At 71.9% G+C, this 26,179-nt stretch carries 22 protein-coding genes; 12 read left to right on the top strand and 10 right to left on the bottom strand.

Annotation, left to right across the window (positions count from 1 at the left end):
• Positions 1 to 186: 186 nt before the first annotated feature.
• From dhaM to dhaK, 3 genes are read right to left on the bottom strand one after another with little or no spacing between them, the layout of a single operon-like run.
• Positions 187 to 603 carry a dihydroxyacetone kinase phosphoryl donor subunit DhaM gene (gene dhaM, locus ABZ904_RS23345; RefSeq protein ID WP_359403099.1) on the bottom strand — a complete coding sequence of 139 codons (417 nt, stop codon included), beginning with the start codon at positions 601 to 603 and terminating at the stop codon, positions 187 to 189.
• Positions 596 to 1,195, bottom strand: a complete 600-nt coding sequence (gene dhaL, locus ABZ904_RS23340) for a dihydroxyacetone kinase subunit DhaL (protein ID WP_360993809.1) — start codon at positions 1,193 to 1,195, stop codon at positions 596 to 598. Before dhaL ends, dhaM begins: the two co-directional genes overlap by 8 nt.
• Before the next feature lie 35 nt (positions 1,196 to 1,230).
• Positions 1,231 to 2,223, bottom strand: coding sequence for a dihydroxyacetone kinase subunit DhaK (gene dhaK / locus ABZ904_RS23335; protein WP_360993807.1), 993 nt, complete (start codon positions 2,221 to 2,223; stop codon positions 1,231 to 1,233).
• 628 nt (positions 2,224 to 2,851) lie between these two features.
• On the opposite strand from dhaK, the gene ABZ904_RS23330 reads away from it, so the two are divergent.
• The 3 genes from ABZ904_RS23330 (at position 2,852) to ABZ904_RS23320 (ending at position 5,979) form a co-directional block, all read left to right on the top strand.
• The gene (locus ABZ904_RS23330; protein ID WP_360993804.1) at positions 2,852 to 4,207 is read left to right on the top strand and encodes an NAD(P)/FAD-dependent oxidoreductase; all 1,356 of its coding nucleotides are present in this window, start codon (positions 2,852 to 2,854) and stop codon (positions 4,205 to 4,207) included.
• A 106-nt stretch (positions 4,208 to 4,313) separates the two neighbouring features.
• Positions 4,314 to 4,688: a ferredoxin gene (locus ABZ904_RS23325; RefSeq protein WP_360993801.1), complete on the top strand. Its 375-nt coding sequence runs from the start codon at positions 4,314 to 4,316 to the stop codon at positions 4,686 to 4,688.
• Positions 4,689 to 4,800: 112 nt separating this feature from the next.
• Entirely contained in the window at positions 4,801 to 5,979 is a 1,179-nt protein-coding gene (locus ABZ904_RS23320) for an acyl-CoA dehydrogenase family protein (protein ID WP_360993798.1), read from the top strand.
• 136 nt (positions 5,980 to 6,115) lie between these two features.
• Here ABZ904_RS23320 and ABZ904_RS23315 read toward each other — a convergent pair whose 3' ends face one another.
• From ABZ904_RS23315 to ABZ904_RS23305, 3 genes are read right to left on the bottom strand one after another with little or no spacing between them, the layout of a single operon-like run.
• On the bottom strand, positions 6,116 to 6,661 hold the full coding sequence (locus ABZ904_RS23315) for a hypothetical protein (protein WP_360993795.1): 546 nt from the start codon (positions 6,659 to 6,661) through the stop codon (positions 6,116 to 6,118).
• Positions 6,658 to 7,548, bottom strand: a complete 891-nt coding sequence (locus ABZ904_RS23310; RefSeq protein WP_360993792.1) for a hypothetical protein — start codon at positions 7,546 to 7,548, stop codon at positions 6,658 to 6,660. Before ABZ904_RS23310 ends, ABZ904_RS23315 begins: the two co-directional genes overlap by 4 nt.
• Positions 7,545 to 7,913, bottom strand: coding sequence for a hypothetical protein (locus ABZ904_RS23305; protein WP_360993789.1), 369 nt, complete (start codon positions 7,911 to 7,913; stop codon positions 7,545 to 7,547). The genes ABZ904_RS23310 and ABZ904_RS23305 overlap by 4 nt, the downstream gene beginning before the upstream one ends.
• Before the next feature lie 23 nt (positions 7,914 to 7,936).
• Here ABZ904_RS23305 and ABZ904_RS23300 point away from each other — a divergent pair, with 23 nt between their 5' ends.
• Entirely contained in the window at positions 7,937 to 10,813 is a 2,877-nt protein-coding gene (locus ABZ904_RS23300) for a CHAT domain-containing protein (protein ID WP_360993786.1), read from the top strand.
• Positions 10,814 to 10,872: 59 nt separating this feature from the next.
• Positions 10,873 to 11,985, top strand: coding sequence for a tetratricopeptide repeat protein (locus tag ABZ904_RS23295; RefSeq protein ID WP_359403128.1), 1,113 nt, complete (start codon positions 10,873 to 10,875; stop codon positions 11,983 to 11,985).
• 288 nt (positions 11,986 to 12,273) lie between these two features.
• On the opposite strand, the gene ABZ904_RS23290 is transcribed toward ABZ904_RS23295, so the two are convergent.
• Genes ABZ904_RS23290 through ABZ904_RS23275 form a run of 4 tightly spaced genes read right to left on the bottom strand, consistent with a single transcriptional unit; the run spans position 12,274 to position 16,301 of the window.
• On the bottom strand, positions 12,274 to 13,281 hold the full coding sequence (locus tag ABZ904_RS23290; protein ID WP_361825342.1) for a Gfo/Idh/MocA family oxidoreductase: 1,008 nt from the start codon (positions 13,279 to 13,281) through the stop codon (positions 12,274 to 12,276).
• Positions 13,278 to 14,303: a Gfo/Idh/MocA family oxidoreductase gene (locus tag ABZ904_RS23285; protein ID WP_360993780.1), complete on the bottom strand. Its 1,026-nt coding sequence runs from the start codon at positions 14,301 to 14,303 to the stop codon at positions 13,278 to 13,280. Before ABZ904_RS23285 ends, ABZ904_RS23290 begins: the two co-directional genes overlap by 4 nt.
• Positions 14,304 to 14,359: 56 nt before the next feature.
• Positions 14,360 to 15,121, bottom strand: a complete 762-nt coding sequence (locus ABZ904_RS23280; protein ID WP_360993777.1) for an SDR family oxidoreductase — start codon at positions 15,119 to 15,121, stop codon at positions 14,360 to 14,362.
• Positions 15,122 to 15,137: 16 nt separating this feature from the next.
• Positions 15,138 to 16,301, bottom strand: coding sequence for a phytanoyl-CoA dioxygenase family protein (locus tag ABZ904_RS23275; RefSeq protein WP_359403140.1), 1,164 nt, complete (start codon positions 16,299 to 16,301; stop codon positions 15,138 to 15,140).
• Positions 16,302 to 16,439: 138 nt separating this feature from the next.
• Between ABZ904_RS23275 and ABZ904_RS23270 the strand changes: the two genes are divergently transcribed.
• From ABZ904_RS23270 to ABZ904_RS23240, 7 genes are all read left to right on the top strand, one after another.
• Positions 16,440 to 17,477 carry a LacI family DNA-binding transcriptional regulator gene (locus ABZ904_RS23270; protein ID WP_360993773.1) on the top strand — a complete coding sequence of 346 codons (1,038 nt, stop codon included), beginning with the start codon at positions 16,440 to 16,442 and terminating at the stop codon, positions 17,475 to 17,477.
• Positions 17,477 to 18,352 (top strand): oxygenase MpaB family protein, encoded by an 876-nt coding sequence (locus tag ABZ904_RS23265; RefSeq protein ID WP_360993770.1) that lies wholly within the window; start codon positions 17,477 to 17,479, stop codon positions 18,350 to 18,352. Before ABZ904_RS23270 ends, ABZ904_RS23265 begins: the two co-directional genes overlap by 1 nt.
• Positions 18,353 to 18,498: 146 nt before the next feature.
• Complete coding sequence (locus ABZ904_RS23260; RefSeq protein WP_359403149.1) at positions 18,499 to 20,055, top strand: NAD(P)/FAD-dependent oxidoreductase; 1,557 nt, start codon at positions 18,499 to 18,501, stop codon at positions 20,053 to 20,055.
• Between the two features lie 54 nt (positions 20,056 to 20,109).
• Positions 20,110 to 21,219, top strand: a complete 1,110-nt coding sequence (locus ABZ904_RS23255; RefSeq protein WP_360993767.1) for a nitronate monooxygenase family protein — start codon at positions 20,110 to 20,112, stop codon at positions 21,217 to 21,219.
• A complete protein-coding gene (locus ABZ904_RS23250; RefSeq protein ID WP_360993764.1) occupies positions 21,216 to 22,766 on the top strand; it encodes an acyl-CoA synthetase in 1,551 nt (516 codons plus the stop codon). The genes ABZ904_RS23255 and ABZ904_RS23250 overlap by 4 nt, the downstream gene beginning before the upstream one ends.
• A 95-nt stretch (positions 22,767 to 22,861) precedes the next feature.
• Positions 22,862 to 24,364, top strand: coding sequence for an acyl-CoA synthetase (locus ABZ904_RS23245; protein ID WP_361825338.1), 1,503 nt, complete (start codon positions 22,862 to 22,864; stop codon positions 24,362 to 24,364).
• A 146-nt stretch (positions 24,365 to 24,510) separates the two neighbouring features.
• Entirely contained in the window at positions 24,511 to 26,013 is a 1,503-nt protein-coding gene (locus ABZ904_RS23240) for a metallophosphoesterase family protein (RefSeq protein WP_359403161.1), read from the top strand.
• Positions 26,014 to 26,179 lie beyond the last annotated feature (166 nt).

Below are 26,179 nucleotides of genomic sequence, written 5' to 3'. Positions count from 1 at the left end.
GCCCCCCCGCCGGCCTCGGGTGCCTGCGTCGACCCCCCCCCCCACCCACCACCCCCGGCCGCAGGACGGGCGGCGCCGGCGTTCCGTCCACTGACGCTCCGTCATCCCCCGCGAAGGGCAGGGACTTGCCCGCGAGACCCGTCCCTCCTGCGTCGAGGACGGCAGCGGCTTCGCCGTGAGGTTGCCCTACTGCTTCCGGTACGAGTACGCCTCCGTGGCCGCCGTCTCCACCGCCGCCAGGTCGGCCCCCGCCGAGGCCGTCACCACCGCGGCGACCGCGCCCTCGACGAAGGGGGCGTCGACCAGCCGGGTGTTCTCGGGGAGTTCGTCGCCCTCCAAGAGCAGCGCCTTCACGGTGAGCACGGCACTGCCCAGGTCCATGAGCACGGCGACCCCCGCGCCGCGGTCCACCGCGGCGGCCGCGGAGGCGACCAGCTCGGGACTGGTGCCGAGCCCGCCGTCGGGCGTGCCGCCCGCCGGGGCGACGGGTGCCGTGGTGCCGCCGCCCGCCAGCCCCTTGGCCAGTTCGGCGACCGACTCGGCCACGGCCGCACTGTGCGAGACGAGCACGATGCCGACCAGCTTGTCCGGGGTCTCACTCACCGGCGGCCTCCACGAGTGCGGCGATCAGCAGGGCCGACGAGGTGGCACCGGGATCCTGGTGCCCGATGCTGCGCTCGCCCAGATAGCTCGCCCGTCCCTTGCGGGCCTGCAACGGAGTCGTCGCGACGGCGCCCTCCTCGGCGGCGGTGCTCGCCGCCTCGAAGGAGGTGCCGAGTGCGTCCACCGCGGGTACCAGGGCGTCGACCATGGTCTTGTCGCCGGGCGCGGCTCCGCCCAGCGTCATGACGGCGTCGACGCCCGCGCGCAGCGCCTCCGCCAACTGCTCCCGGCTGACCTCGGCGGCGTCCCCGAGGGCCTTGCCGGTACGGCGCAGCAGGGTGCCGTACAGCGGTCCCGACGCTCCGCCGACGGTCGAGATCAGCTGCCGGCCCGCGAGCTGGAGGATCGCGCCGGGCGTGTCCGGCGCCTCCTTCTCCAAGGTGGCGGCCACCGCGCGGAACCCGCGTTGCAGATTGCTGCCGTGGTCGGCATCGCCGATGGGCGAGTCGAGCGCGGTGAGCCGCTCCGCCTCGCGATCGACGGACGCGGCCACCGCCGTCATCCAGCGGCGGAAGAAGTCGGCGTCGAGCACTGGATCTCCTTGCCTGGTACGGATGTTGACCTCACTCACCTGCCCCAGCGCAGCGCCGGCGTACTGACCGGCGCGTCCCACAGCCGCAGCAGTTCCTCGTCGACCTGGCACAGGGTGACGGAGGCCCCGGCCATGTCGAGGGAGGTGACGTAGTTGCCGACCAGGGTGCGGGCGACGGGGACGCCCCGCTCGGTCAGCACCCGCTGCACCTCGGCGTTGTAGCCGTACAGCTCGAGGAGCGGGGTGGCGCCCATCCCGTTGACCAGTACCAGTACCGGACTGCGCGGCTCGAAGTCGTCAAGGATGGCGTTCACCGAGAAGTCGGCGATCTCGCGCGCGGTCATCATCCGGCGCCGTTCGCGCCCCGGCTCGCCATGGATGCCGACGCCCAACTCCAGCTCGCCCGGCGGCAGATCGAAGGTGGGTGAGCCCTTGGCCGGCGTGGTGCAGGCGCTGAGGGCCACACCGAAGCTGCGGGAGTTCTCGTTGACCTGCCGCGCGACGGACTCCACTCGCTCCAGCGGCTGCCCCTCCTCCGCGGCCGCTCCCGCGATCTTCTCCACGAACAGGGTGGCGCCGGTGCCGCGCCGCCCCGCCGTGTACAGGCTGTCGGTGACGGCCACGTCGTCGTTGACCAGGACCTTCGCGACCTGGATGCCCTCGTCCTCGGCGAGTTCGGCCGCCATGTCGAAGTTCAGCACGTCACCGGTGTAGTTCTTCACGATGAACATCACGCCCGCGCCGCTGTCCACGGCCGCCGCCGCGCGCACCATCTGGTCGGGCACCGGGGAGGTGAACACCTCGCCGGGACAGGCCGCCGACAGCATGCCCGGGCCGACGAACCCGCCGTGCAGCGGCTCGTGCCCGGAGCCACCGCCGGACACGAGGCCCACCTGACCGGCGACCGGGGCGTCACGCCGTACGATCACCCGGTTCTCCACGTCGACGGTCAGCTGCGGGTAGGCGGCCGCCATGCCCCGCAGCGCGTCCGCGACCACCGATTCCGGGACATTGATCAGCATCTTCACAAGAGCCTCCTGACGAGCCTGGCGGTCTTCGGTCTCACTGGTCCGTTTGCGGTGACCCACTCCCGGCAGTATCCGTGCTCACGGGGCGATGGTCACGTGCGCGGACGTTCCCGGGCGTGTGGGGGCGGAGAGGAGCTGCACGGCCGATCGCACCTGGCGGGAAGCACTGTTCGTGTGCGCCGACAGGCAAACCCATGGCCGTCAGCGGCGTCCGCCGCACTGTGGGGAGGCTCTCCTGCCATGGAAGGCGCCGAGATGGTCCGGTCGCCCGCCGGCGCATGATCCGGCACCGCTCTGGCAGGGCGCCGGTTTCCGCGGCGATCGAGCGGGTCCTCGGTTTCGCGCCGATCCAACTCGGGCCGCTGTGCCAGGTGTTCGGGAGTATCCCCGATCGCTGCGGTCCCAGGCGCGGGACAGCCGGCTGCGATACCGACGACGTCCGCGGACGGAGGTGTTCACCGGGGAGGAGTCACGGCCGACCCAGCGGGGGCGTTGACCGATGATTCGGGGAGGCCGCACATGGCGGGCGCTGCGCGAGGCCGCGCCGGTGCCCACCGTTGCGGATGCGGGCCCGGGCCGCGTTCCCTAGCGTGGCAGGCGTCGACGTCTCCCTCTGGAGGGACCTGCCATGGCCGTGCCCCGGATCCTGATCGTCGGTGGTGGATTCGCCGGATTGGAGACCGCACGCAAGCTGGAACGGATCCTCCGGCCCGCCGAGGCTTCGCTCAGGCTCGTCACCCCCTTCGACCACCAGCTGTACCTGCCCCTGCTTCCGCACGTCGCCGCCGGGATCCTCACCCCGCAGTCCGTCGCCGTGTCGCTGCGCCGTCTGCTGCGGCGCACCGTCATCGTGCCCGGTGGAGCGGTGGGGGTCGATCCCGGTGCCAAGGCCGTGGTGGTACGGAAGATCAACGGCGAGACGACCGTCGAGCGCTACGACTACCTCGTGCTGACACCGGGCAGTGTGACGCGGCAGTTCGACATCCCCGGGGTGAACGAGCACGCAGTGGGCATGAAGACGCTGGCCGAGGCCGCCTGGGTCCGCGATCACGTGATCGCCCAGCTCGACCTGGCGGCGGCGAGTTCCGACCCGGTGGAGCGTGAGACCCGGCTGCAGTTCGTGGTGGTCGGCGGCGGCTACGCCGGCACCGAGACCGCCGCCGGTCTGCACCACCTCACCGCCGCCGCCGTCCGGCGTTACCCGGGCCTGGACCCCACCCTCATCAAATGGCATCTTGTGGACATCGCCCCCAGGCTGATGCCGGAGCTCGGCGACCGGCTGGGCGCGAAGGCCCTCGCCATCCTCCGGCGGCGCGGACTGGACATCTCCCTCGGTGTCTCGGTCGCCGAGGCCACGCACAACACCGTCGTGCTCACGGACGGCCGCCGGCTGCCCTGCCACACCCTGATCTGGACCGCCGGGGTGGCGCCGAGCCCGCTGATTGCCACGCTCGACGCGGAGACCGACCGTGGGCGGCTCGTGGTCCGGCCGGATCTGAGCGTGCCGGGCCTGGACGGAGTCTTCGCCCTCGGGGACGCCGCCGCGGTTCCCGACCTCGCCAAGAGCGACCACGCGATCTGCCCGCCGACCGCCCAGCACGCCATGCGCCAGGGCTGGACCGCCGCGAAGAACGTCGCGGCCGCGTTGCACGGCATGCCGCTCGGGCAGTACCGGCACCGTGACCTGGGGCTGGTCGTGGACCTCGGCGGCGTCGACGCAGTGTCCAAGCCGGTCGGCGTGGAACTCACGGGCCTCCCCGCGCAGGTCGTCGCCCGCGGATACCACCTCGCGGCGCAGCGCACGTTTCCGGCCCGGCTGCGCACCATGACGAACTGGACGCTCAACGCGCTGGCGGGCTACGACTTCGTACGCACCGGTTTCCTGACCGGCCGCCCGACCACCCTCAAGGACTTCGAACGGTCCGACGTCTATCTGACGCCCGACCTGATCGCCTCGCACACATCGAAGAGCACGACGCGGTGAGGGGCGCCGGCGGTACAGGGCGGCAGACGTCCTGAGGAGGCGCTGCGCCGGCGCGCCCAGGCGGAGCGGCGGGTTTGACGCGGTCGGCACCGGCTACCCGCACCGAGTGACCACGACATCCCAGCAGGAGGTCTACCGCTTCCTCGAGGACCGCTTCGCCTGCGCGCAGACCTGCACCGAATGTGCGCGGGCGAGCGCCCTGCGTGCGAGCCTTGCGGAACCGGACGGGACCCACGACCAGGAACTTCTGCGGCGCAAGGGCGTCATGTGCGCGGAGGTGTGCGACGCGACCTGTCGTGTGCTGTCCCAGCACGGCGGCCATGAGGAGGAGGACGGCATCCGGAGCCAGGTGGAGTGGTGCCGGTCCGTCTGCCTGGACTGCGCGCACGTCTTCGACGCGGATCCCGGCGGTGAGGCGGCCGCGCGGGCCTGCCGCGCCTGCGGTCGGGCCTGCACCGACTTCCTCGCGACGCTGGGCTGACGGCCTCGGCCGGCCGACCTGACACCGGCTCGGCCCGCATCGCCATTCCCAATTTCTGAAACACGTTCTACGGTGTGCGCCGTCAGGACCGGCCTTGGAGCCTGGAGGCGCCGTGCATCTCGACCACACGCCCGAGCAGCAGCGGTTGCGCACCGAACTGCGTGGCTACTTCGCCCGGCTCGTGCCGGACAACGCCTATGCCCGCCACGCCCAACCGGCGGCGCAGAAGCGCTTCTACCGCGACACCATCCGCCGTCTCGGCCGCGACGGCTGGCTCGGCGTCGGCTGGCCGAAGGAGTACGGCGGGCGGGGGCTGACCGCCATGGAGCAGTTCATCTTCTTCGACGAGGCCGCGCAGGCGGGCGTGCCCCTTCCGCTGATGGCGCTCAACACGGTCGGTCCGACGCTCATGCGGTTCGGCTCGGACGAGCAGAAGGCGTACTTCCTGCCGAAGATCCTCGCCGGCGAGATCGACTTCGCGATCGGCTACAGCGAGCCGGACGCGGGCACGGACCTTGCGTCCCTGAAGACACGCGCGGCGCGGGACGGCGACACATACGTCGTCAACGGGCAGAAGATCTGGACCACCAACGGTGACACCGCCGACTGGGTGTGGCTCGCCGTGCGCACCGACCCGGACGCCCCGCCGCACAAGGGCATCACCATGCTCCTCGTGCCGACCTGCGACCCCGGCTACTCCTGCACGCTCATCCGTACGCTCGCCTCGCACGACACCACGGCCGGCTACTACGAGAACGTCCGCGTCCCCGTCTCCCGCCGCGTCGGTGAGGAGAACAAGGGCTGGCGACTGATCACCAACCAGCTCAACCACGAGCGCGTCACCCTCGCGGCGCACGGCACCATGGCGATCCGCGCCCTGCACGACGTGCAGCGCTGGGCCATGGGGACCAAGCTCGCCGACGGCCGCCGGGTGATCGACCTGCCCTGGGTGCGGCAGCGCCTGGCCAGGACGCACACGAAGCTGGACGCGCTGAAGCTGCTCAACTGGCGGATGGTGAACGCCGTCCAGGACGGCACGCTCACCCCGCAGGACGCCTCCGCCGTGAAGGTCTACGGCTCCGAGGCCCGCCGGGACGCGTACGCCTGGCTCATGGAGATCGTCGCCGCCGCGGGCCCGCTGAAGGAGGGCTCGGCGGGCGCCGTGCTCCACGGCGAACTGGAGCGGGGCTACCGCTCGGCCGTCATCTTCACCTTCGGCGGTGGCAACAACGAGATCCAGCGCGAGATCATCTCCTGGATCGGCCTCGGGATGCCCCGCGTCCGCAGGTGACGCTCTTGCGACTCCGCTCTTTGGTTGGCACTCAGGCAGGCCAGTCGGCACCAAGGTAGATGGTCCCCTGTTGTGCGCTACAGGTACCGCGACGCGAGCCCGGTGGGCGGCGAGGCGCTCCGCCGCGCCTCCCCGTTCACGAACTCGCCGGGTGCACCCGCATCACCCGGACTCCGCGCCGCTGGAGCCCCGCGACGGTGTAGTCCTGCCGCCGCCACCTGCCGAGGGCCCCGCCCACGAGGTCCTCGGCCTCCTCGCGCCGCAGGTCCCGGTACCTGAGGTTGACCAGCGGCGGCTGGTAACCGGGCACCACGTCGAAGTCGTACACCTCGCAGAACCTCTCGCCGATGGAGCCATGGGCGGCGTAGTAGGTGAGCCACCGGGCGTGGTCCTCCAGCCGGGTGGGGTGCACGCCGGGGCGGCCCAGCACCAGGTGGGCGACGACAGCCGTGACCTCGGGGCACTTGTTGGTGATCGAGGCGACGGGGTCGTTGTCGAGGTCGCCCATGACGACGACCGGCTTCGATGTGTTCCCGGGCCGGAAGACCCGCGCGTGATAGTCGGCGTGGCCGTACCAGTGCGGCGACCGGAAGGGCAGCGCGTACTGGTCGATCACCAGGACGGCCTCGTCGTCCAGGGTCGGCGCGTCGGCGGACCTGCGGCGGCGGGAGAAGAAGCTCATGTCCGTTTCCTCAGCAACGTGGTGATCTCCGCGCCGACGTCCGCGGTGAGCGTGCCCGTGCAAGGGATGCCGAGACTCTCCGCCAGCCCTCGGCCGTGCAGGTCGACAGCCGCCTCGGCGAGTTCCGCGAACGCCACGCCCGCGGCCCGCGCCCGCCACCAGGCCGTCACGGTGGTGACGACGCCGACCACTGCCGACGGCCACCAGAGGGCGCCCACGGCGAGATAGGCGAGGGCCCACGCCACCAGCCGGGTCGCGGCGGCGAGCCGGCCGCGGGCCGTGCCGATCTCGGCGCGCACATCCTCGGGCAGCGTCAACCACAACCGTGGCCAGGCCGAGGTGAGATCGAGCCGGTAGGTCTCCCAGACCCGGGTGTCCACCGCGGCGATCCGGTCGCCCAGCCAGAACGGGTGAGTCGGCGGTGCCAGGCCGATCCGGTTGCGCCGGGCGTTGAACTCACGGGCCAGCGCCGCGGACGCCGGCGCCTCGGGAGTGCCCTCGGCCCTGGCCGCCTCCAACAGAGCCTGGTCGAACCGCTCCTGCGCGGCGTCCCAACGTCGGCGGCGCCGGGCGGTGAGCCGTCGCGGCCGGGTGGCGAGCCACAGCCGTTCCACCGCGGCGCCCAGCGCGGTGACAGCCAGCCCGAGGCCAGTCGAGGCGGCCAGGACTCCCACCAGGACGAGGGCCAGCGTGCCGGTGCTCCGCAGCGCGGGCTGCGCCGACAGGTGATCGAGCCGGGTCAGCAGCAGGGCGGTGTCGTGCCAGTGCCGGTGCCCCAGCGTCACCCCGGCCACGGCCACGCTCAGCAGCAGCACGCTGGGGCCGAGCAACAGGGTGAGCCAGCGTTCGGCCAGCTTGCCGCCCAGGGCCTCGAGGAACTTGGTCACGACCTGAGCCTTGTCACGGCCATCGGCCGCCGGTGGACCAGGCAGTCCACCGGCACCGCGCCCGGCGCCTCGAGCCGGGAGCAGGTACCGCCGGGGCAGACGAGAAGCTCCAGGATACGGTGACCGTCGCCGGCGCCGGGCAGCCGCTCGTAGGAACGGACCGGGCTCAGCCCCGCGGCGTGCCCCGCTCGCAGCAGTAACTCCTCCAACTCGTCCAAATCGTCCGCGAGTTCGCCGGGCGACGCGCCACCGCGGACCCGGTCGGCGATCGACTCCGCGTGGGCCCGGATCTCCGGCGAGGTCCGCACCGCGTCGGCGGCGTCGGCCAAGCGCCCGCACAGGACGGCGAGTTGGTCAGCGGTCATCCCAGTGAGGATAACCTCGCTCAGTGACCCCGACACCCTTCGACAGCGAGATCGAACGGAACCGGCGCCTGGCGGCGGAGGGCTCGGTCAACGCCATGAGCGACCTGGCGATGAGCTTGCGTGACCGCCACCGGTACACCAATGATCCGGCGGACCTGTCGGAGGCGATCGGCCAACTGCGCGCCGCCCTCGACTATGTGCCGGACCACCCGATCCGACACGCGCTGCGGGTCAACCTCAGTGCCGTGCTGCTGGACCACTTCCAGTACGCCGGTGACGTGTCGGCGATCCATGAGGCGATTGCCGGATGCGACGAGGCGATTCCGCTGCTGGACGAGGAGAGCAGGCGTGTGGCCGCCACGATGCGGGCCGAGGCGCTGATCCTGCTGGCCGAGCACACCCGCGACCCGGTGTACGCCGCCGAGGCCGTCGAGTCGGCGTCACGACTGCCGCGCCTACCGGCCGTGCTGTTCGTGCTGGGCAGGGCCCAGTACCTGCGGTACGGGCTGACCGGCGATCACACCGCGCTCGCCGAGGCGGCCCGCGTCCTCGAGGACAGCGTTCGGGAGTCGTCCGCCGACGATCCGGGCTACCTGCTGCGGCTCAACCAGTTGGGCGATGTGTTGCAGCGCTCCGCCGAACACACGGGTGACGAGTCGGTGCGGCAGACGGCCATCCGGTATCTGCGGGCCGCGGTGGAAGGCGCCCCGAGCACGTCGGGTTCGCTGCTGGACTTCAAGGTCGACCTCGCGGCGGCGCTGCGGGACCGCGGCCGGCACACCGGTGACCTGGGAGCGGCGCGGGAAGGTGTGGGCCTTCTGCGTGAGGTGCTCGCGGCCACCCCGGCCGACACCCGCTCGTGGGGCAACCGATGCGAGAACTACCTGATCGCCGTGCACGGGCTCATAGAACAGACCGGCGACATCGAACTGCTGGACCAGGCTGTGGAGATGGGTCGGGCCGCCCACGGCCGGGGCAGCAACGACGCCACGATCCCGCTGCTGCTGGGGCTGCTGCACCACGACCGGTTCCTGCACACCCGGCTGCAGTCCGACCTGGCGCAGGCGGTCACCGCGTTCAGCGAGGTGGTCGAGGCGGTGCCGTACGGCGAGGACGACCATGTGTCGGCGCTGGGCAACCTCGGCCGGGTCTGGTTCTCCGAGTACCGGTTCACCGGGGATCCGGAGGCGTTGCGCCGGTCCGTGACGGCACTGGGCAGCGCCGTCCGGGCGAGTGCTCCCGACAGTCCGAAGCGCGGCGCGGCCGAGATCAACTACGGTGACGCCTTGTACGCCCAGTACGAGGTGAGCCAGGACCCCGGCGTCCTCGCCGCGGCGGGGCACGCCTTCCGGGCAGCGGCCCGACACGGGGGACTGCAGCCGATGGTGCGGATCAAGGCCGCACGCGCATGGGCGGGCACGGAAGCGGAGGCGGGACACTGGCGACGGGCGCGGGACGCCTACGCCTACGCGGTCGGCCTGCTGCCCCGTGTGGCGCCGCGACGTCTTGCCCGCCTCGACCAGCAGAGGGCGCTGGAAGAGCTCGACGGTCTAGCCGCCGACGCGGCCGCCAGTGCCGTCATGGCGAACGACCCGGAGACGGCCGTACGGCTGCTGGAACTCGGCCGAGGCGTGCTCGGCGGGCAGGTGCTGGAGAGCCGTAGCGACCTGTCCCGGCTGTCCGCCGTCGCACCGGAACTCGCTGAACAACTGGCGTACACGGTCGAACGGCTGACCCCGTCGGGGCACCTCCTGGGCACGGCGGCGGACGATCGGCACGACCTGGACATCCGGCTGGGTCGTCTGCTCGACGAGGCCCGCGGGCTGCCCGGGTTCGAGGACCTATTCGCCCCGCCGGCGCTGGCCGACCTGCTGGCGTCCACGGTGGGCGGGCCGGTTGTGCTCATCAACGTGAGCGGGTTCCGCAGTGACGCGCTGATCGTGGAGCCGTCGGGCGTCACGGTGGTAGAACTGCCGGGCGTGACACCGGACTCGGTGGCGGAGCAGGCCGCCGCGTTCAGGGCCGCGCTGCACGCGGCGACCCGCCCGGGAGCGGGTGAGACCGAGGCCCAGACCACCGTCACGGAGGTACTGGGCTGGCTGTGGGACTTCGTCGCCGAACCGGTGCTGAAACGACTCGGGTACACCATCGAGCCGTCCGGCGCCTGGCCACGGGTCTGGTGGTCGCCGGTGGGACAGCTCGCGTTGCTCCCCCTCCACGCGGCCGGACGCTTCCCGGACGGTCCGACGGTCCTCGATCGGGCAGTGTCCGCCTACACGCCGACCCTGCGGGCGTTGCGGCGTGCCCGGGACCGATACGTCCGGGCGGGCGAGGATCTGGTGATCGTGGCGATCGGGGACGCGCCCGGCGCGACGACACTGCGCGGCACGGAACGGGAGGCGAGCAGGATCGCCGCCCTCACGCCGGCCACCCGGCTCGCCGGCTCGCAGGCGACGGTCGACGCGGTCCGTGCCGCGCTCGCGTCCCACGCGTCGGCGCACTTCGCGTGCCACGCGGCGAGCGACCCCGACGACCCCTCAGCAGGGCATCTCCTGCTGCACGACGGTCCGCTGTCGGTGCTCGACGTCTCCGCGCTGGATCTCTCCGGGGTCCGGCTCGCCGTGCTGTCGGCGTGCGAGACGTCGCTCGGCACGCACCGGATCCCGGATGAGAGCCTGCATCTGATGTCGGCCTTCCAGCTCGCCGGCTATCCGCAGGTGGTCGGCACGCTGTGGCAGGTCAACGACCACGTGGCCCGGCTGGTCGCCGTGGACCTGCACCAGGGGATCGCCGGGGGTGAGGACGTCGCGACGGCGTTGCACCATGCAGTGCGCCGCTGCAGGGAGCGTTTCCCGAGAACCCCGACGCTGTGGGCGGCGCACTTGTATTCCGGCCAATGACGGTCACGCGGCCGTCAAAGGTATGGGCACGGGCGCGATACTGTGACCAAGCTGGTGGTGTGGCGTTCTGGAGCAAGAAGAAGACGAGGAAGCAGCCGGAGGTCACCGACCACTTCGTCGGAGACTTCGGCAGTGCCGAGATCAAGGTGACCGAGCGGCCCGGTGACGTGCCACTGATCGACGTCAAGCTGAAGGTGACTCAGGAGTTCGCTCGTGGAGCGGAGTTCGAGCGCAAACGCGAGGAACTGGGCCTGCAGCACCCGGAGACACTGCACGCTCTGCACCTGTACGCGGCGGCCCTCGGCGGACTGCCCGACCGGCGGAACGACGCCATCGAACTCCTCGACTGGCTGGTCACCGCCCGCGCGGACGACGAGGAGAACAAGCTCCTGGCGTTGAACGACCTCACCCGGCTGCTGCAGGAGGGCGGCCATCTCGCGCTCGCCGAGCAGCGGTTGCGGGAGGCGTTGTCCGGGTGGGAGCGGCTGCGTGGCCAGGACGACGACCAGACCCTGTCGATCGCGTCGAATCTGGGGAAGGTCCTGATCGACCTTGGGCGCCGGGAGGAGGCGGAAGGGCTGATGCGGGACACCGTGGCCCGCCGTGTCCGCACCCTCGGCGCCGCCCATCCGGAAACGCTGAGCTGCAGGAACACCCTGGCGGGAACGTTGCGCGGCTCGCCCGAACGGCTCGCCGAGGCCGAGGCGATGTACCGCGCGATGCTGGCCGACGCCGACGCGGGCAGCGACGTGGCCCTGACCGTACGGCACAACCTCGCCGCCGTGCTCATCCACCAGGGCAGGCACGCCGAGGCCCTGACGATGTACCGGGAGCTGATCGACGCCCGGTCACGGCTGAAGGGCGACCGGCATCCGGACACCTTGACCGCCCGGCACAACCACGCCGTCGTCCTGAACAGGCTCGGCCGCGTCACCGAGGCCGAGACGCTGATCGCCGAGCTGCTCAAGGACTACCGGCGGGCACACGGCCCTCGGCACGCGACGACCCTCGGGGTCCAGGTCGACCTGGCGGCGATGAAGGCCAACCAGGGTCGCAACGCCGAGGCGGTTCCACTGCTGCGCGACGCGATCGAGGGCTACCGCGGCACGCACGGCCCCAACCACCCACGCGTCCGCGAACTCACCGGCATCCTTGCGCAGTTGGGCGGGTGACCGACGCGGGCGCAGGGTTCCAGTAGGCGTCCCGGAGGGGCGGACCGCTACGCCTGCCGGGCGTGCCGCCGGGCCACCTGCGCCGAGGGCATCGTCAGCAGGCGGCCACGCCAGATCGTGGCTTTGGAGACTGGCAGTTCGAACGACATGGTCGTACCGCGTCCGCCGGCGGAGGCAGGACCCGAAGCCGGGAAGGGCGCCTGTCCGGCGTGTGCCGTGTCAGGCGCCCTTTTCCGGTGTCCGGAAGAAGCCCGGCCTCTGGTGACGACCCGTGGCTGTGGTGACGGCTCAGACGGCTCGACTGCGCGGCCGCGGCGTGAAACCGGCCTTCTCGTAGCACTCGTCGATGAGCCGCATGGTCGCGAGCGCGTCCTCCGCGTCGACGGGTTGCGGCCGGCCCTCGCGCACATGGGCCGTGAACGCGTCGAGCTGGTAGGCGTACGAGGACCTGCGGCCCAGTTCCTCCGTCCGCTCACCCGCCCCGGTGCGGACCACGACCCGGTCGTCCTGGTGCGGCAGGATGAAGTCGACCGCCGTGGCCTCGCCCCGGGTGCCGATCACCCGGCAGGTGGCCTGCCAGGTGTCGTGTGCTATGGAACAGCGCGCGACGCCGGTGGCGCCGCCTGGGAAGGCGAGCTCCGCGTCCAGCCATTCGTCGACGCCCGGTGCCTGCGCCCGCTCCCCGCCCCGGGCCGAGACGACCACGGGAGCACCACCCGCCCAGGGGGCCAGCGCCCGCTGGGCATGCAGGCCGTAGCAGCCCAGGTCCATCACGGCGCCGCCCGCCAGCGGGAGCGACCAGCGCACATCGTCCTCGGGCGGGGCTGGCATGGCCACCACGGTCTCCACGTGCCGCAGCTCGCCCAGTTCACCCGAGGCGAGCAGTTCGTGCAGCCGCCGGGTGACCGGATGGAAGAGGTAGTGGAAGCCCTCCATGAAGACGGTGCCCGACTTGGCGGCCGCGTCGCGCACCTCGGCCGCCTCCTGCGCGTTGCTCGCCGACGGCTTCTCGCTCAGCACATGCTTGCCCGCGCGCAGGGCCGCCAGGTTCCACGGGCCGTGCAGGCCGTTGGCCAGCGGGTTGTAGACGACCTCGACCTCGGGGTCGGCGATCAGCTCGGCGTAGGAGCCCGCGACCCGCTCCACGCCGTGGGCGTCGGCGAAGGCCTGCGCCCGGTCCCGGTCGCGGGCGGCGACCGCCACCAGCCGGTGGCCGCCCTCGCGGGCCGGGGTGAGGAGTGCCCGTTCACTGATCCGGGCCGCGCCCAGGATCCCGATCCGCAGGGGTGCGCTCACCGCGCGCTCACCTCGTCCATTCCGTGCCGTACCTCTTCCATCCGCACCGGTCGGTGCTCCGCCAGCGACAGCGTGCAGGCCTCGGCGATCCAGCTCGCCTCGATGGCGTCCGCAACCGTACAGGGCGAGGGGGTACGGCCCGCCACGACCTCGGTGAACGCGGTGAGTTCGGCCCGGTAGGCGTCGGCGAAGCGGTCCATGAAGAAGTGGTGCGGGGTGCCTGCCGGGAACGTGGCGCCCGGCTCGACGGACCGCAGCGGCAGTTTGTCCTCCAGTCCCACGGCGATGCTGTCCTTCATGCCGTGCAGCTCGAGGCGCACATCGTAACCGCGCGCGTTGTGCCGTGAGTTGGACACCACGGCCAGCGTCCCGTCGTCCAGGGTGAGGATCGCCGAGGCCGTGTCGACGTCGCCCGCCGCCGCGATGTACTCGGCACCGCGGTTGCCGCCCGCCGCGTACACCTCGGCGACCTCCCGGCCGGTCACCCAGCGCACGATGTCGAAGTCGTGCACGGAGCAGTCGCGGAAGATGCCGCCCGACACGGCGATGTACGCCTCCGGCGGCGGCGCCGGGTCCAGGGTGGTGGAGCGCACGGTGTGCAGCTTGCCGAGTTCGTCGGCGAGGACCGCCTTGCGTGCAGCCACACAGCCCGCGTCGAAGCGCCGGTTGTACCCGATGTGCACCTCGACACCGCTGTCCCGCACCGCGCGCAGCACGGTCAGGCTCTCCTCGACGGCCTTCGCCACCGGCTTCTCGCAGAAGACGGGGACGCCCGCCTCGACGGCGGCGAGAATCAGTGCCGGATGCGCGTCCGTGGCCGCGGCGATCACGACGCCGTCGACACCGGCGGCCAGCAGCTCCTCGGGGGAGTCGACCGCCGTGGCCCCGTGGCGTTCCGCCGCCGAGGCGGTCGCCGCCTTCACGGGGTCGGTGACCACCAGGGAGTCCACCGCGTCCAGTCCGGCGAGTGTGGCGGCGTGGAAGGCGCCGATCCGGCCGAGGCCAAGAATGCCGATACGCATGAAGAGTCGCTCCGATCTTTCGTGGAAGGCGTGCGGGGGCGCCGAGGAGAGGGACGTCAGTCCAGGCCGCCGAGGACGATCTGGTCCCAGTCGATCACCGAACCGGTCACCACACCGCTGCGGTCGGACAGCAGGAAGGCGACGAAGTCGGCGATCTCGTCGACCTGGCCCAGCCTGCCCATCGGCTGCCCCTTCGCCGCCTCGACGCGCCAGTCGTCCCCGGCGCCGTGGAAGGCGCGCTGGACGGCGTCCTCACCCTCGGTGTCCGTCCAGCCGATGTTCAGCCCGTTGATCCGGATCCGGTCCCAGCGGTGTGCGTGGGCGGCGTTGCGGGTGAGTCCCGAAAGTCCGGCCTTGGCGGCGACGTACGGGGCGAGGAAGGGCTGCCCGCCGTGCGACGAGGACGTGATGATGTTGACGATGGTGCCGGCCGCCTCGCGGTCCACCATGTTCTGCACGGCCGCCTGCATCGCGAAGAACGGCGCCCGCAGATTGATCGCGACATGGGCGTCGAACAGCTCGGGCGTGGTGTCCAGCAGCGTTCCCCGTGAGGTCAGCCCCGCCGCGTTCACCAGGCAGTCGATGCGGCCGTGGCGCTCCACGACCTGCTCCACGCTGTGACGCGCCTGCGCGGGGTCGGCGAGGTCCGCCCGCAGGAAGCCGGCCCCGGTCTCGGCCGCGCACCGCTCGCCCACGTCCGCCCGGCGACCGGTGAAGACGACCCGCCCGCCTTCGCGTACGGCGGCCCGGACGATTCCGGCTCCCACGCCCTGGCTTCCGCCGTTGACCAGGACGACCTTGTCCGTCAGAAGACCCATGAGTGCGGATGTCCTTTCAGATCGTGCGGCGCTCGGCGCCGGCCCGGAGTTCCCGGCGCAGCCGGCCGGGGCTCCAGCCCTCGGACACGGCCTGCCACACAATGTCCGCCTGGGACGGCGGGGCCAGCCCGTCGGCCGGCGGATCCAGATCCAGGTTGGTCGGGAAGGGGTAGCCCTCGGCACAGGCCGCGACCACCCGGCGCAGCCAGTCCTGGTCGGCGCCCTCGCCCCGGCGCCGCAGCAGGACCGGATAGAGCGCGTTCGACACCGCCTCGCGGTCGACCGTCTCCATGGCGCGGCCGAAGGCGGAGGAGATCTGGAGCAGATTGGCCATGCGCCTGATGCCGGCGGAGCGGTTGTGCCCCGCGGCATGGAAGAGCGCCGGGTTGAAGAAGACCGCGTCGCCCTTGGCCAGGGGCAGCTGGACGTGGTGCGCGTCGAAGTAGGCGATGAACTCCGGGAGCCGCCAGGCCAGATAGCCCGGTTCGTACTTCTGCGAGTGCGGCAGGTACAGCGTCGGGCCGGACTCCACCGGCATGTCGCAGTGCGCCACCGCGCCCTGCAGCGTCAGTACGGGGGAGAGCCGGTGCACGTGCGCCGGGTAGCGGGCCGCCTGTTCCTGGCCGAGGAATCCGAGGTGGTAGTCGCGGTGCACGCTCTGCGCCGCGCCGCCCGGGTTGACCTGGTTCACCTGTGAGGTGATCTGGTAGCCCGGGCCCAGCCAGGCCTCGGCGACCAGCGCCAGCATGTCGTTGGCGTAGTAGTCGGCGAACGTCTCCGGGTCGTGTGCGGCCAGCTTGTCGAGCGCGTTCCACACCCGGTCGTTGGCGCCGGGCTTGGCGAAGTGGTCCCCGCGGGCGGCACCCGTCGCGCGTTCCTGCTCGATCAGCGCGGTGAAGGCGGCGCTCGCGCGGTCCACGGCGCCGAGGTCGCGGAAGGCGCGCTCGAGCACCACGATGCCGGGCCCGTCCAGCAGGGCACGCACCCACTCCGTCTGCACCTGCCTCGGGTCGGCCTCCCGCAGCCGGTCGCAGTCGTACACCGGGACGTTCTGCCGTACGTCCGCGGCGTGCGGGTAGTCCGCCGGGTCGGTGCGCCCTTCGACCAGGGTGCGGAAGGCGTCGAGGTCGCAGTCCTCCTCGCTCAGCCAGGTCGCGGGTCCGGTGGCGGTGAGAGCCATCGCATACTCCTTTCGCAGTGCTGTCGCCTCCGCCAGTCTTGTGAACCCGGGTCACTCATTCAATGATCAGAGGCCCATCAAAAAGCCATCATCGACAAGCCGTCGCGGCCCCGCGCCGCCGACGTCCGGGAACGAGTCATGGGACACCCGTACACGATCCGCGAGATAGCCCGTCAGGCCGGCCTGAGCCAGGCGACCGTCGACCGCGTCCTCAACCACCGCGGCGGGGTCCGGGAGAGCACGGTGCGTGAGGTGCACCAGGCGATCAAGGACCTGGACCGGCAGCGCACCCAGGTCCGGATCGGCGGACGCGCCTTCATGATCGACATCGTGATGCAGACACCGGCCCGGTTCTCCGCCGCGGTCCGTGACGCCCTGGAGGCCGAACTCCCCTCCCTGCACCCCGCCCTCGTCCGCTCCCGCTTCCACTTCCGGGAGGCCTGTCCGCCCGAGGAGCTGATCAGCATCCTGGACCGCATCGCCCGGCGCGGTTCCCAGGGGGTGATCCTCAAGGCCCCGGACCTGCCCGAGATCACCGCCGCCGTCGCCCGGCTGGTCGGGGCCGGGATCCCCGTGGTCACCCTGGTGACCGATCTGCCCGGCAGTGCCCGCCACGCGTACATCGGCATCGACAACCGTGCCGCCGGGGCCACGGCCGCCTACCTCCTCGACCAGTGGCTGGGCGACCGCCCCGGCCATGTGCTCGTCACCATCAGCCGCGGCTTCTTCCGCGGCGAGGAGGAACGCGAGATGGGATTTCGCGGCGCGCTCCGGATGACCTGCCCCGAGCGCACGGTCGTCGAGGTCACCGACAGTGACGGTCTGGACGCCACTCAGCGGGATCTCGTGCTGGCCGCCCTGGAGCGGGACCCGGAGATCAACGCCGTCTACTCCGTCGGCGGCGGCAACGCCGCGACCGTGGACGCCTTCGCGGCGCTCGGCCGCGACCTGGCCGTCTTCATCGCACACGATCTCGACCGCGACAACACCCGGCTGCTGGGCGAACGCCGTATCTCCGCCGTGCTCCACCACGACCTGCGCCAGGACATGCGCCGCGCCTGCCAGACGGTCATGCGGGCGCACGGGGCGCTCCCCGAGGAAGGTCCCCATCTGCCGTCGCCGATCCAGGTGGTCACCCCGTTCAACCTGCCGCCCGGGGTGCCCGCGGACGGTTGATGGGGCGTACCGGGCAAGGCCACACTGACGGGGTGGACGCGGATCCGGGGTTCTTCGGGCCCTCCTCGGTGACCTGGCAGATGCACGGTGACCCCATGATGTGGGTCGCCGGCATCCGTGCGCTCTACCTGCAGGCCCTGCATCCGCCGACCGTGCGCGGCGTCGTGCAGAACTCCGACTTCCGGCGCGACGCCTGGGGCCGGCTGATGCGGACCGCCAACTTCGTCGGCACGACGACGTACGGCACCACCGAGGCCGCGGAGCGGGCGGCCGCACGGGTGCGCCGCATCCACGGCCTGCTGGGCGCCACCGATCCGCGCACCGGCGAGCGGTACGGCGTGGACCGGCCGGAGCTGTTGCTGTGGGTGCACTGCGCCGAGATCGACTCCTATCTCCACGTCCTGCGCCGCTCGGGCTTCCGGCTCACCGACTCCCAGGCCGACCGGTACATCCGCGAAAACCGGGCGGCGGCGGGCCTCGTGGGGCTAGATCAGGAGCAAGTGCCTTCAGACCAAGCCCAGTTGGCTGCCTATTTCGAGAAGGTGCTGCCCGAGCTCGCCGCCGGTCCCGAGGCCCGGGAGGTGGACGACTTCCTGCGCCGCCCGCCCGTCCATCCGCTGCTCCTCCCGGCGCGCACCCTGGTGTGGCGGCGCGTGGCCGACCTGGCGTACGGCGCGCTGCCCCCGTACGCCCACGAGCTGTACGGGAGACGGGCCCCCGCGCCCAGGACGGTGACCTGGCGCCTGCGGGTCACCGGCACCCTGCTCCGCTGCGTTCCCGCACGTCTGCGCTGGCAACTGCCGCCCAAACACATCCTGCGCGCGATGGCCAGACTCGGCCCGGAGGCCCGTCCCGCGCCGTACAAAGTCGGCTGACAGCTCGCTGCAGCGGACCGGCCGGGGGAGGGCGGGGCGCGGACGGACGCGATCGCAGGCGACGGGGGACGCCTGGCCGGGCCAGGGTGGGTACGCGGTGCGGCCCGTCACTGGCCGATCCGGATCATGGCGTGCTACGAAGAAGCATGCCTGCACACGAGGGATATGACGTCGTCGTCGTCGGCGGCGGACACAACGGACTGGTGGCCGCCGCCTACCTGGCCCGGGCCGGGCGGTCCGTGCTGGTCCTGGAGCGACTGGACCACACCGGGGGCGCCGCCGTGTCCACACGGCCGTTCACCGGGGTGGACGCGCGGCTGTCGCGGTACTCGTACCTGGTCAGCCTGCTGCCCCGGAAGATCGTGCGGGACCTGGAGCTCGACTTCAGGGTCAGGGGGCGCACGGTGTCCTCGTACACGCCCGTCGAGCGCGAAGGGCGGCCCACCGGGCTGCTCGTCGGGGGCGGCGAGCGGCGGACCCGGGAGGCGTTCGCCCGGCTCACCGGCTCCCATCGCGAGTACGAGGCATGGCAGAGCTTCTACGGGATGACCGGACGCGTCGCCGAGCGGGTGTTCCCCACGCTCACCGACCCCCTGCCCACGCGGGACGAACTGCGCCGCCGCGTCGACGACGAGGAGGCATGGCGCGCGCTGTTCGAGGAGCCCATCGGTGCCGCCGTCGAGGCCCGCTTCCAGGACGACCTGGTCCGGGGTGTCGTCCTCACCGACGCCCTGATCGGGACCTTCGCCGACGCCCACGACGCCTCCCTGCGACAGAACCGCTGCTTCCTCTACCACGTCATCGGCGGCGGCACGGGCGCCTGGGACGTCCCGGTGGGCGGCATGGGAGCGTTCACCGATGCGCTGGCCCAGGCCGCGCGCGCCGCCGGCGCGGTGATCGCCACAGGGCGCGAGGTGGTGGGGATCGAGACCGACGGACGCTCCGCCGAGGTCACGTACCGGACCGAGGACGGGGAGGGCACCGTCGCCGCCCGGCACGTCCTGGTGAACGCGTCGCCGCAGGAGCTGGCCAGGCTCACCGGCGACACCCCGGCCGCCCCGGCCGAGGGCACCCAGCTCAAGGTGAACATGCTGCTGACCCGGCTGCCCGCGCTGCGGGACGCCGCCGTCGACCCCCGTGAGGCCTTCGCCGGGACCTTCCACATCGCCGAGGGGTACGAGCAGCTGGCCACCGCCCACGCCCAGGCGGTCGCGGGCAGGCTGCCGAGCGCGCCGCCCTCGGAGATCTACTGCCACTCGCTGACCGACCCGACCATCCTCGGCCCGGAACTCGTCGAACGCGGCTACCAGACTCTGACCCTCTTCGGCCTCCACACGCCCGCCCGTCTCTTCGAGAGCGACAACGACGGTGTACGGGACGAGTTGCTGAAGTCGACGCTGGCGCAGCTGGACGCCCACCTCGCCGAGCCCATCGAGGGGTGTCTGGCCAAGGACGCGGACGGCCGCCCCTGCATCGAGGCGAAGACCCCGCTGGACCTGGAGCGCGACCTGCGGCTGCCCGGCGGCAACATCTTCCACCGCGAGCTGGCCTGGCCGTACGCGCAGGAGGCCACCGGCCGGTGGGGGGTGGAGACGCCGCACGCGAACGTTCTGCTGTGCGGAGCGGGCGCGGTGCGCGGCGGCGGGGTGAGCGGGGTGCCGGGGCACAACGCGGCGATGGCAGTGCTCGAGGACACTGTCTGACGGAGCATCAGAAAAGGTCTTCCCTCCTCCCGGTCGCTGCGGCATCCTGCGCCCATGCAGACGGAGCTGAGCAAGCGACTGGGAGTCGAGCACGCCCTCTTCGGCTTCACACCGTTTCCCGCCGTCGCCGCGGCCATCAGCCGGGCCGGCGGCTTCGGCGTGCTCGGCGCGGTCCGCTACACCGCCCCCGAAGACCTCAAGCGCGACCTCGACTGGCTCGAGGCACACGTCGACGGCAGGCCCTACGGGCTGGACGTCGTCATGCCCGCGAGGAAAGTGGAGGGTGTCACCGAGGCCGACGTCGAGGCGATGATCCCGGAAGGGCACCGGCAGTTCGTCAGGGACACCCTCGCCAAGTACGGGGTGCCCGAACTCGCCGACGGCGAGGCGTCCGGGTGGCGGATCACCGGCTGGATGGAGCAGGTCGCCCGCTCCCAGCTCGACGTCGCCTTCGACTATCCGATCAAACTGCTCGCCAACGCGCTCGGCTCCCCGCCCGCCGACGTCGTGGCACGCGCCCACGACCAGGGTGTGCTCGTCGCCGCGCTGGCCGGCAGCGCCCGGCACGCGCGCAAGCACAAGGAGGCGGGAATCGACATCGTCGTCGCCCAGGGGTACGAGGCCGGCGGCCACACCGGAGAGATCGCCTCCATGGTGCTCACCCCCGAAGTCGTCGACGCCGTCGACCCGTTGCCCGTACTGGCCGCCGGAGGCATCGGCAGCGGGCAGCAGATGGCAGCGGCCCTCGCGCTCGGGGCCCAGGGAGTCTGGCTCGGCTCGATCTGGCTGACCACCACGGAGGCCGAACTTCCCTCGCCCGCGCTCGTGCGCAAGCTGCTCGCCGCCGGTTCGGGCGACACCGTCCGCTCCCGGGCGCTGACCGGCAAACCGGCCCGGCAGTTGCGGACCGAATGGACCGACGCGTGGGACGACCCCAGTGGACCCGGCGCGCTTCCGATGCCCCTTCAGGGGCTGCTCGTCGCCGACGCCGTCACCCGCATCCAGAAGTACGAGGTGGAGCCGCTGCTCGGCACGCCCGTCGGCCAGATCGTCGGCCGTATGAACAGCGAACGCAGTGTCCAGGCCGTCGTCGACGACCTCACCCGCGGCTTCGAGCGCGCCGTCGACCGCATCAACCGGATCGCCGGAAGGAGCCAGCAGTGAACCAGGACGCCAACGGTTTCTGGGGCCAGGCAGCGGCAGACCCCGAGCGCACCGTGCTCGTCGCACCCGACGGGGAGGAGTGGACCGCCGGACGGCTGCTGGGGGCGGCCAACCGGCTGGTCCACGGACTGCGGGCCGCGGGGCTCGAACGCGGGGACTCCTTCGCCGTCGTGCTGCCCAACGGCGCCGAGTTCCTGACCGCCTACCTCGCCGCCACCCAGGCCGGCCTCTACCTCGTCCCCGTCAACCACCACCTCGTGGGTCCCGAGATCGCCTGGATCGTCGCCGACTCCGGCGCCAAGGTGCTCATCGCGCACGAGAGGTTCGCGGACGCGGCCAAGGGCGCCGCGGACGAGGCGAAGCTGCCGGCCGCCGGACGGTACGCCGTCGGAACGGTCGACGGGTTCCGGCCGTACGCCGAACTCCTCGACGGACAGCCGGAGTCGGCGCCGGGCGGGCGCACCCTCGGCTGGGTCATGAACTACACCTCGGGCACCACGGGCCGCCCGCGCGGCATTCGCCGGCCGCTGCCCGGTAAACCGCCGGAGGAGGTGTATCTCGGCGGCTTCCTCGGCATCTTCGGCATCAAGCCGTACGACGACAACGTCCACCTGGTCTGTTCGCCGCTGTACCACACGGCGGTGCTCCAGTTCGCGGGCGCGTCCCTGCACATCGGGCACCGGCTGGTCGTGATGGACAAGTGGACGCCCGAGGAGATGCTCCGCGTGATCGACATCCACCGGTGCACACACACCCACATGGTCCCGACCCAGTTCCACCGTCTGCTCGCGCTCCCCGAGGAGGTGCGGGCGCGCTACGACGTCTCCTCCATGCGGCACGCCGTCCATGGCGCCGCCCCCTGCCCCGACCATGTGAAGCGGGCCATGATCGAGTGGTGGGGCGACAGCGTGGAGGAGTACTACGCGGCCAGTGAGGGCGGTGGTGCGTTCGTGACCGCCGAGGACTGGCTGAAGAAGCCCGGCACGGTCGGCAAGGCCTGGCCCATCAGCGAACTCGCGGTCTTCGACGACGACGCCAACAGGCTGGCGCCCGGCGAACTCGGCACCGTCTACATGAAGATGACCACCGGCGGATTCACGTACCACAAGGACGAGGCCAAGACCCGCAAGAGCCGTATCGGCGACTTCTTCACGGTGGGCGACCTCGGCTACCTCGACGAGGACGGCTATCTCTTCCTGCGCGACCGCAAGATCGACCTGATCATCTCGGGCGGGGTCAACATCTATCCCGCGGAGATCGAGGCCGCCCTGCTCACCCACCCCTCCGTGGCCGACGCCGCCGCCTTCGGGATCCCGCACGACGACTGGGGCGAGGAGGTGAAGGCGGTCGTCGAACCGGCCCCCGGCCACGAGCCGGGACCGGCGCTCGGCGCCGACATCCTCGACCACTGCGCCCGGCTGCTCGCCGGCTACAAACGGCCCAGGAGTGTGGACTTCATCGCGGCGATGCCCCGTGACCCGAACGGCAAGCTGTACAAGCGCCGGCTGCGTGAACCGTACTGGGAAGGCCGCACCCGCCAGATGTGAGACCGGCCCCCGCCGCAGAAGACGTCCGGACCTTGACCGCCCTCGCGGGACGCGACGAGGATCGCGGCAGGCGGAGGCGGACGAAGGGGCGGTTCATGACGGCAGGACGAAGCGTCACAGTCGACGGCACACTGCGGCGAAGTGCCGGGCGCACCCCGGAACGCGTGGCGATCCACTACGGGGACCGGTCGTGGACCTACGCCGAACTGGACGACGCCGTCTCACGCGCCGCCCGCGTCCTCGTGGAGGCGGGACTCGAGCGCGGGGACCGCGTGGGCGCACTGGGCCACAACTCCGACGCGTATCTGATCGCCTTCCTGGCCTGCGCGCGCGCCGGGCTGGTGCACGTGCCGGTGAACCAGAACCTGACCGGCGACGACCTGGCGTACATCGTCGGCCAGTCCGGCTGCGGGCTGGTGCTCGCGGACCCGGGTCTCGCCGGCCACCTCCCGCAGGGTGTACGGGTGCTGCCGCTGCGCGACGCGGACGACTCGCTGCTCGCGCGGCTCGCCACGACCGAGCCGTACGACGGCGTGGAGCCGCGCGGCGAGGACCTGGTGCAACTGCTCTACACGTCCGGTACGACCGCACTCCCCAAGGGCGCGATGATGACGCACCGGGCGCTGGTGCACGAGTATCTGAGCGCGATCACCGCACTCGACCTGAGCGCGGGCGACCTGCCCGTGCACGCGCTGCCGCTCTACCACTCGGCGCAGATGCACGTCTTCCTGCTGCCCTACCTGGCCGTGGGGGCGCAGAACGTGATCCTGGACGCGCCCGACGGCGACCGGCTCTTCGACCTGATCGAGGAGGGCCGGGCCGACAGCCTGTTCGCGCCGCCCACCGTATGGATCGGCCTCGCGGGCCGCCCCGATTTCGGCACACGCGGCCTGAGCGGGCTGCGGAAGGCCTACTACGGCGCCTCGATCATGCCGGTGCCCGTCCTGGAACGCCTCAAGGAGCGACTGCCGAAGCTCGCCTTCTACAACTGCTTCGGCCAGAGCGAGATCGGCCCGCTGTCCATGGTGCTCGGACCCCATGAGCACAAAGGGCGCATGGACTCCTGCGGGCGCCCGGTATTGTTCGTGGAGGCGAAGCTCGTCGACGGCTCCGGCAAGGACGTGCCGGACGGTGAACGAGGCGAAATCGTCTACCGGTCACCGCAGTTGTGCGAGGGATACTGGGACAAGCCGGAGGAGACCGAGGAGGCCTTCCGAGACGGCTGGTTCCACTCCGGGGACCTCGGCGTACGGGACTCCGAGGGCTACTTCACCATCGTCGACCGGCTCAAGGACGTCATCAACTCCGGTGGTGTGCTGGTCGCTTCACGGCAGGTCGAGGACGCGCTGTACACCCATCCCCAGGTCGCCGAGGCGGCGGTCGTCGGCCTGCCGGACGAGCGGTGGATCGAGGCCGTCACAGCCGTCGTGGTCCCTCGCGGCCGGGTCACCGAGGAGGAGCTGATCGCGCACGCCCGCGAGACGCTCGCCCCGTTCAAGGCGCCGAAGCGGGTGGTGTTCGTGGACGAGCTGCCCCGCAACGCGAGCGGGAAGATCCTCAAGCGGGACCTGCGGACCCGGTTCGGCGACACGGGGTGAAGCGGGGCGCCGGCGCGCATCCGTGGGATCCGGGCCGGTGGTCCGGCCACCGCGCTGCGGCCGCCGCGCCGAGATGTCGCGTTCCCGACCGGACGTCGCCGTCGACTCCACCGACGCCGTTCACCGCGCCCGGGGAAGCAGCCGGCATGCGCTGCTGCTTCTCCCCCGCTCTCTCGGCCCTGGCGGCCCTGCCCGCCCCGCACGAGGTGCTGCGCTCCGGCGCCCTGCTCGCCCCCGCCCTGCTGCGGGCGGCCTCCCGGCCGTCATCCGGCGTCCCCCGCCACGCCGACGCGGTAGCGGCCGTCCATCTGGAACTTGTGACCCTGACCGAGGACCGCGCCGTCATCACCTGGTACACCGGAGTGCCGGGCACCGATGACGGACTGGGCCGGATGCTCCCGGCGGCCACCGAGGGAGAGGTCGTCTACGGCACCTGTCCGGGCCGCCTGAACCGCGTTGCGGGGGAGGACCGGCCCACCGCGCACCACCAAGTGGAACTCACCGGCCTGGAACCGGGTCAGACGTACTACTACCAGGCCCGTTCCCGGGGTGTGGCCGCCCGTCCCACACCGCTGCACCTCGTGCGCGGCAACGCGGTGGGCACCGGCCCGCACGGTCGCGGCTCGCGCGGAGGCCCCTACTCCTTCACCACGCCCCAGCCCCCGCCCGGACGGCATCTGCTGACCATCGCGCTCTGCAACGACCTGCACCTCGGCGAGACCACGGCCGGACTGGTGGGCGGCATACCCCTGATGCGCGGAGTCTCGCAGGAGCCGGGGCTCGCGCCGTATCCGGAGATCATGAGCCGGGCGATGGTCGCGGAGGCACGCCTGCGCGGGGCGGACCTGCTGCTGGCCGCCGGGGACATCTCGGCCGGCGGGGCACCGCGGGACCTGACCGAGGCCAGACGCATCCTTGACGGCTTCGGCACGCACGACCGGGACTACTTCGTCGTGCGGGGCAACCACGACCGGCCCGGCCCCGGCGCCTGCCGGAACGACTGCCGCTCCTGCCCGGCCGACGGCGAGGACAGCTTCCGCGAGGGGTTCCCCGGTGACGGCGGACCCGGCTACTTCACACGTGACGTCGGTGGACTGCGGATCGTCGGCCTCGACACCTACGAGAAGCACGGCAACGGGGGCGACGCGGGCGGGCTCGGAGCCGAGCAGCTCTCCTGGTTCCGGAGCCGGCTGAAGGAGCACAAGGACCAGCCCACGGTGGTCTTCGGCCACCATCCGCTGACCGTCCGGGGCTCCGTCTTCCCCGTGACACCCGGGCAGCGCCTGAACCGTGCCCAGGCGCGCTCGATCCTGGAGGCCTACGCCGCCGCACCCGGCGTCTTCCTCCATCACGCGGGCCACACCCACCGCAACAAGCGGACCGTCCTGCAGCAGGCCCCGCACGTGGTGCTGCAGGAGGTCAGCGCCGTCAAGGAGTACCCCGGTGGCTTCACTCTGCTGCGGATCCACTCCGGCGGGTTCGCCGTCAACTTCTACAAGGCCACCCATCCCGCGGCCCGAGCGTGGGGCGAGCGCAGCCGATGGGTGGCGGGGGGACTGTGGCCGCACCATGCGCTGGGCCGTTCGGTCGCCGACCGCAACGGCGTGACGGTCCGTGACCTGTCCGGGGTCCGCCGCGTCTCGCGGTGATCCGCGGTCCTCGGCACACCGCGTGTCGCGCCACCACCGCGACGAAGCCGTGGCGGCACCCCCTCGGCCGAGCCGCGGGGGTGCCGGCCGGTCACGGGCGCGGGCGGAGGTCCACGATGCGCCGGATCTTGCCCAGGGAGCGCTCCAGGGACTCCGGTTCGACGAT

The organism is Streptomyces sp. NPDC046900, from assembly GCF_040644975.1.
Lineage (GTDB): Bacteria > Actinomycetota > Actinomycetes > Streptomycetales > Streptomycetaceae > Streptomyces.
Note: the sequence above shows the minus strand (reverse complement) of the source record. Positions and strands in the feature narration are given on the sequence as shown.

What these genes read in the sequence shown, in the direction of transcription:
- ABZ904_RS23330 (WP_360993804.1), top strand. Translation starts at nt 2,852, where the DNA reads ATGGCCGTGCCCCGGATCCTGATCGTCGGTGGTGGATTCGCCGGATTG.
- ABZ904_RS23315 (WP_360993795.1), bottom strand. Translation starts at nt 6,661, where the DNA reads ATGAGCTTCTTCTCCCGCCGCCGCAGGTCCGCCGACGCGCCGACCCTG.
- ABZ904_RS23305 (WP_360993789.1), bottom strand. Translation starts at nt 7,913, where the DNA reads ATGACCGCTGACCAACTCGCCGTCCTGTGCGGGCGCTTGGCCGACGCC.
- ABZ904_RS23285 (WP_360993780.1), bottom strand. Translation starts at nt 14,303, where the DNA reads ATGCGTATCGGCATTCTTGGCCTCGGCCGGATCGGCGCCTTCCACGCC.
- ABZ904_RS23280 (WP_360993777.1), bottom strand. Translation starts at nt 15,121, where the DNA reads ATGGGTCTTCTGACGGACAAGGTCGTCCTGGTCAACGGCGGAAGCCAG.
- ABZ904_RS23275 (WP_359403140.1), bottom strand. Translation starts at nt 16,301, where the DNA reads ATGGCTCTCACCGCCACCGGACCCGCGACCTGGCTGAGCGAGGAGGAC.
- ABZ904_RS23270 (WP_360993773.1), top strand. Translation starts at nt 16,440, where the DNA reads ATGGGACACCCGTACACGATCCGCGAGATAGCCCGTCAGGCCGGCCTG.
- ABZ904_RS23265 (WP_360993770.1), top strand. Translation starts at nt 17,477, where the DNA reads ATGGGGCGTACCGGGCAAGGCCACACTGACGGGGTGGACGCGGATCCG.
- ABZ904_RS23260 (WP_359403149.1), top strand. Translation starts at nt 18,499, where the DNA reads ATGCCTGCACACGAGGGATATGACGTCGTCGTCGTCGGCGGCGGACAC.
- ABZ904_RS23255 (WP_360993767.1), top strand. Translation starts at nt 20,110, where the DNA reads ATGCAGACGGAGCTGAGCAAGCGACTGGGAGTCGAGCACGCCCTCTTC.
- ABZ904_RS23245 (WP_361825338.1), top strand. Translation starts at nt 22,862, where the DNA reads ATGACGGCAGGACGAAGCGTCACAGTCGACGGCACACTGCGGCGAAGT.
- ABZ904_RS23240 (WP_359403161.1), top strand. Translation starts at nt 24,511, where the DNA reads ATGCGCTGCTGCTTCTCCCCCGCTCTCTCGGCCCTGGCGGCCCTGCCC.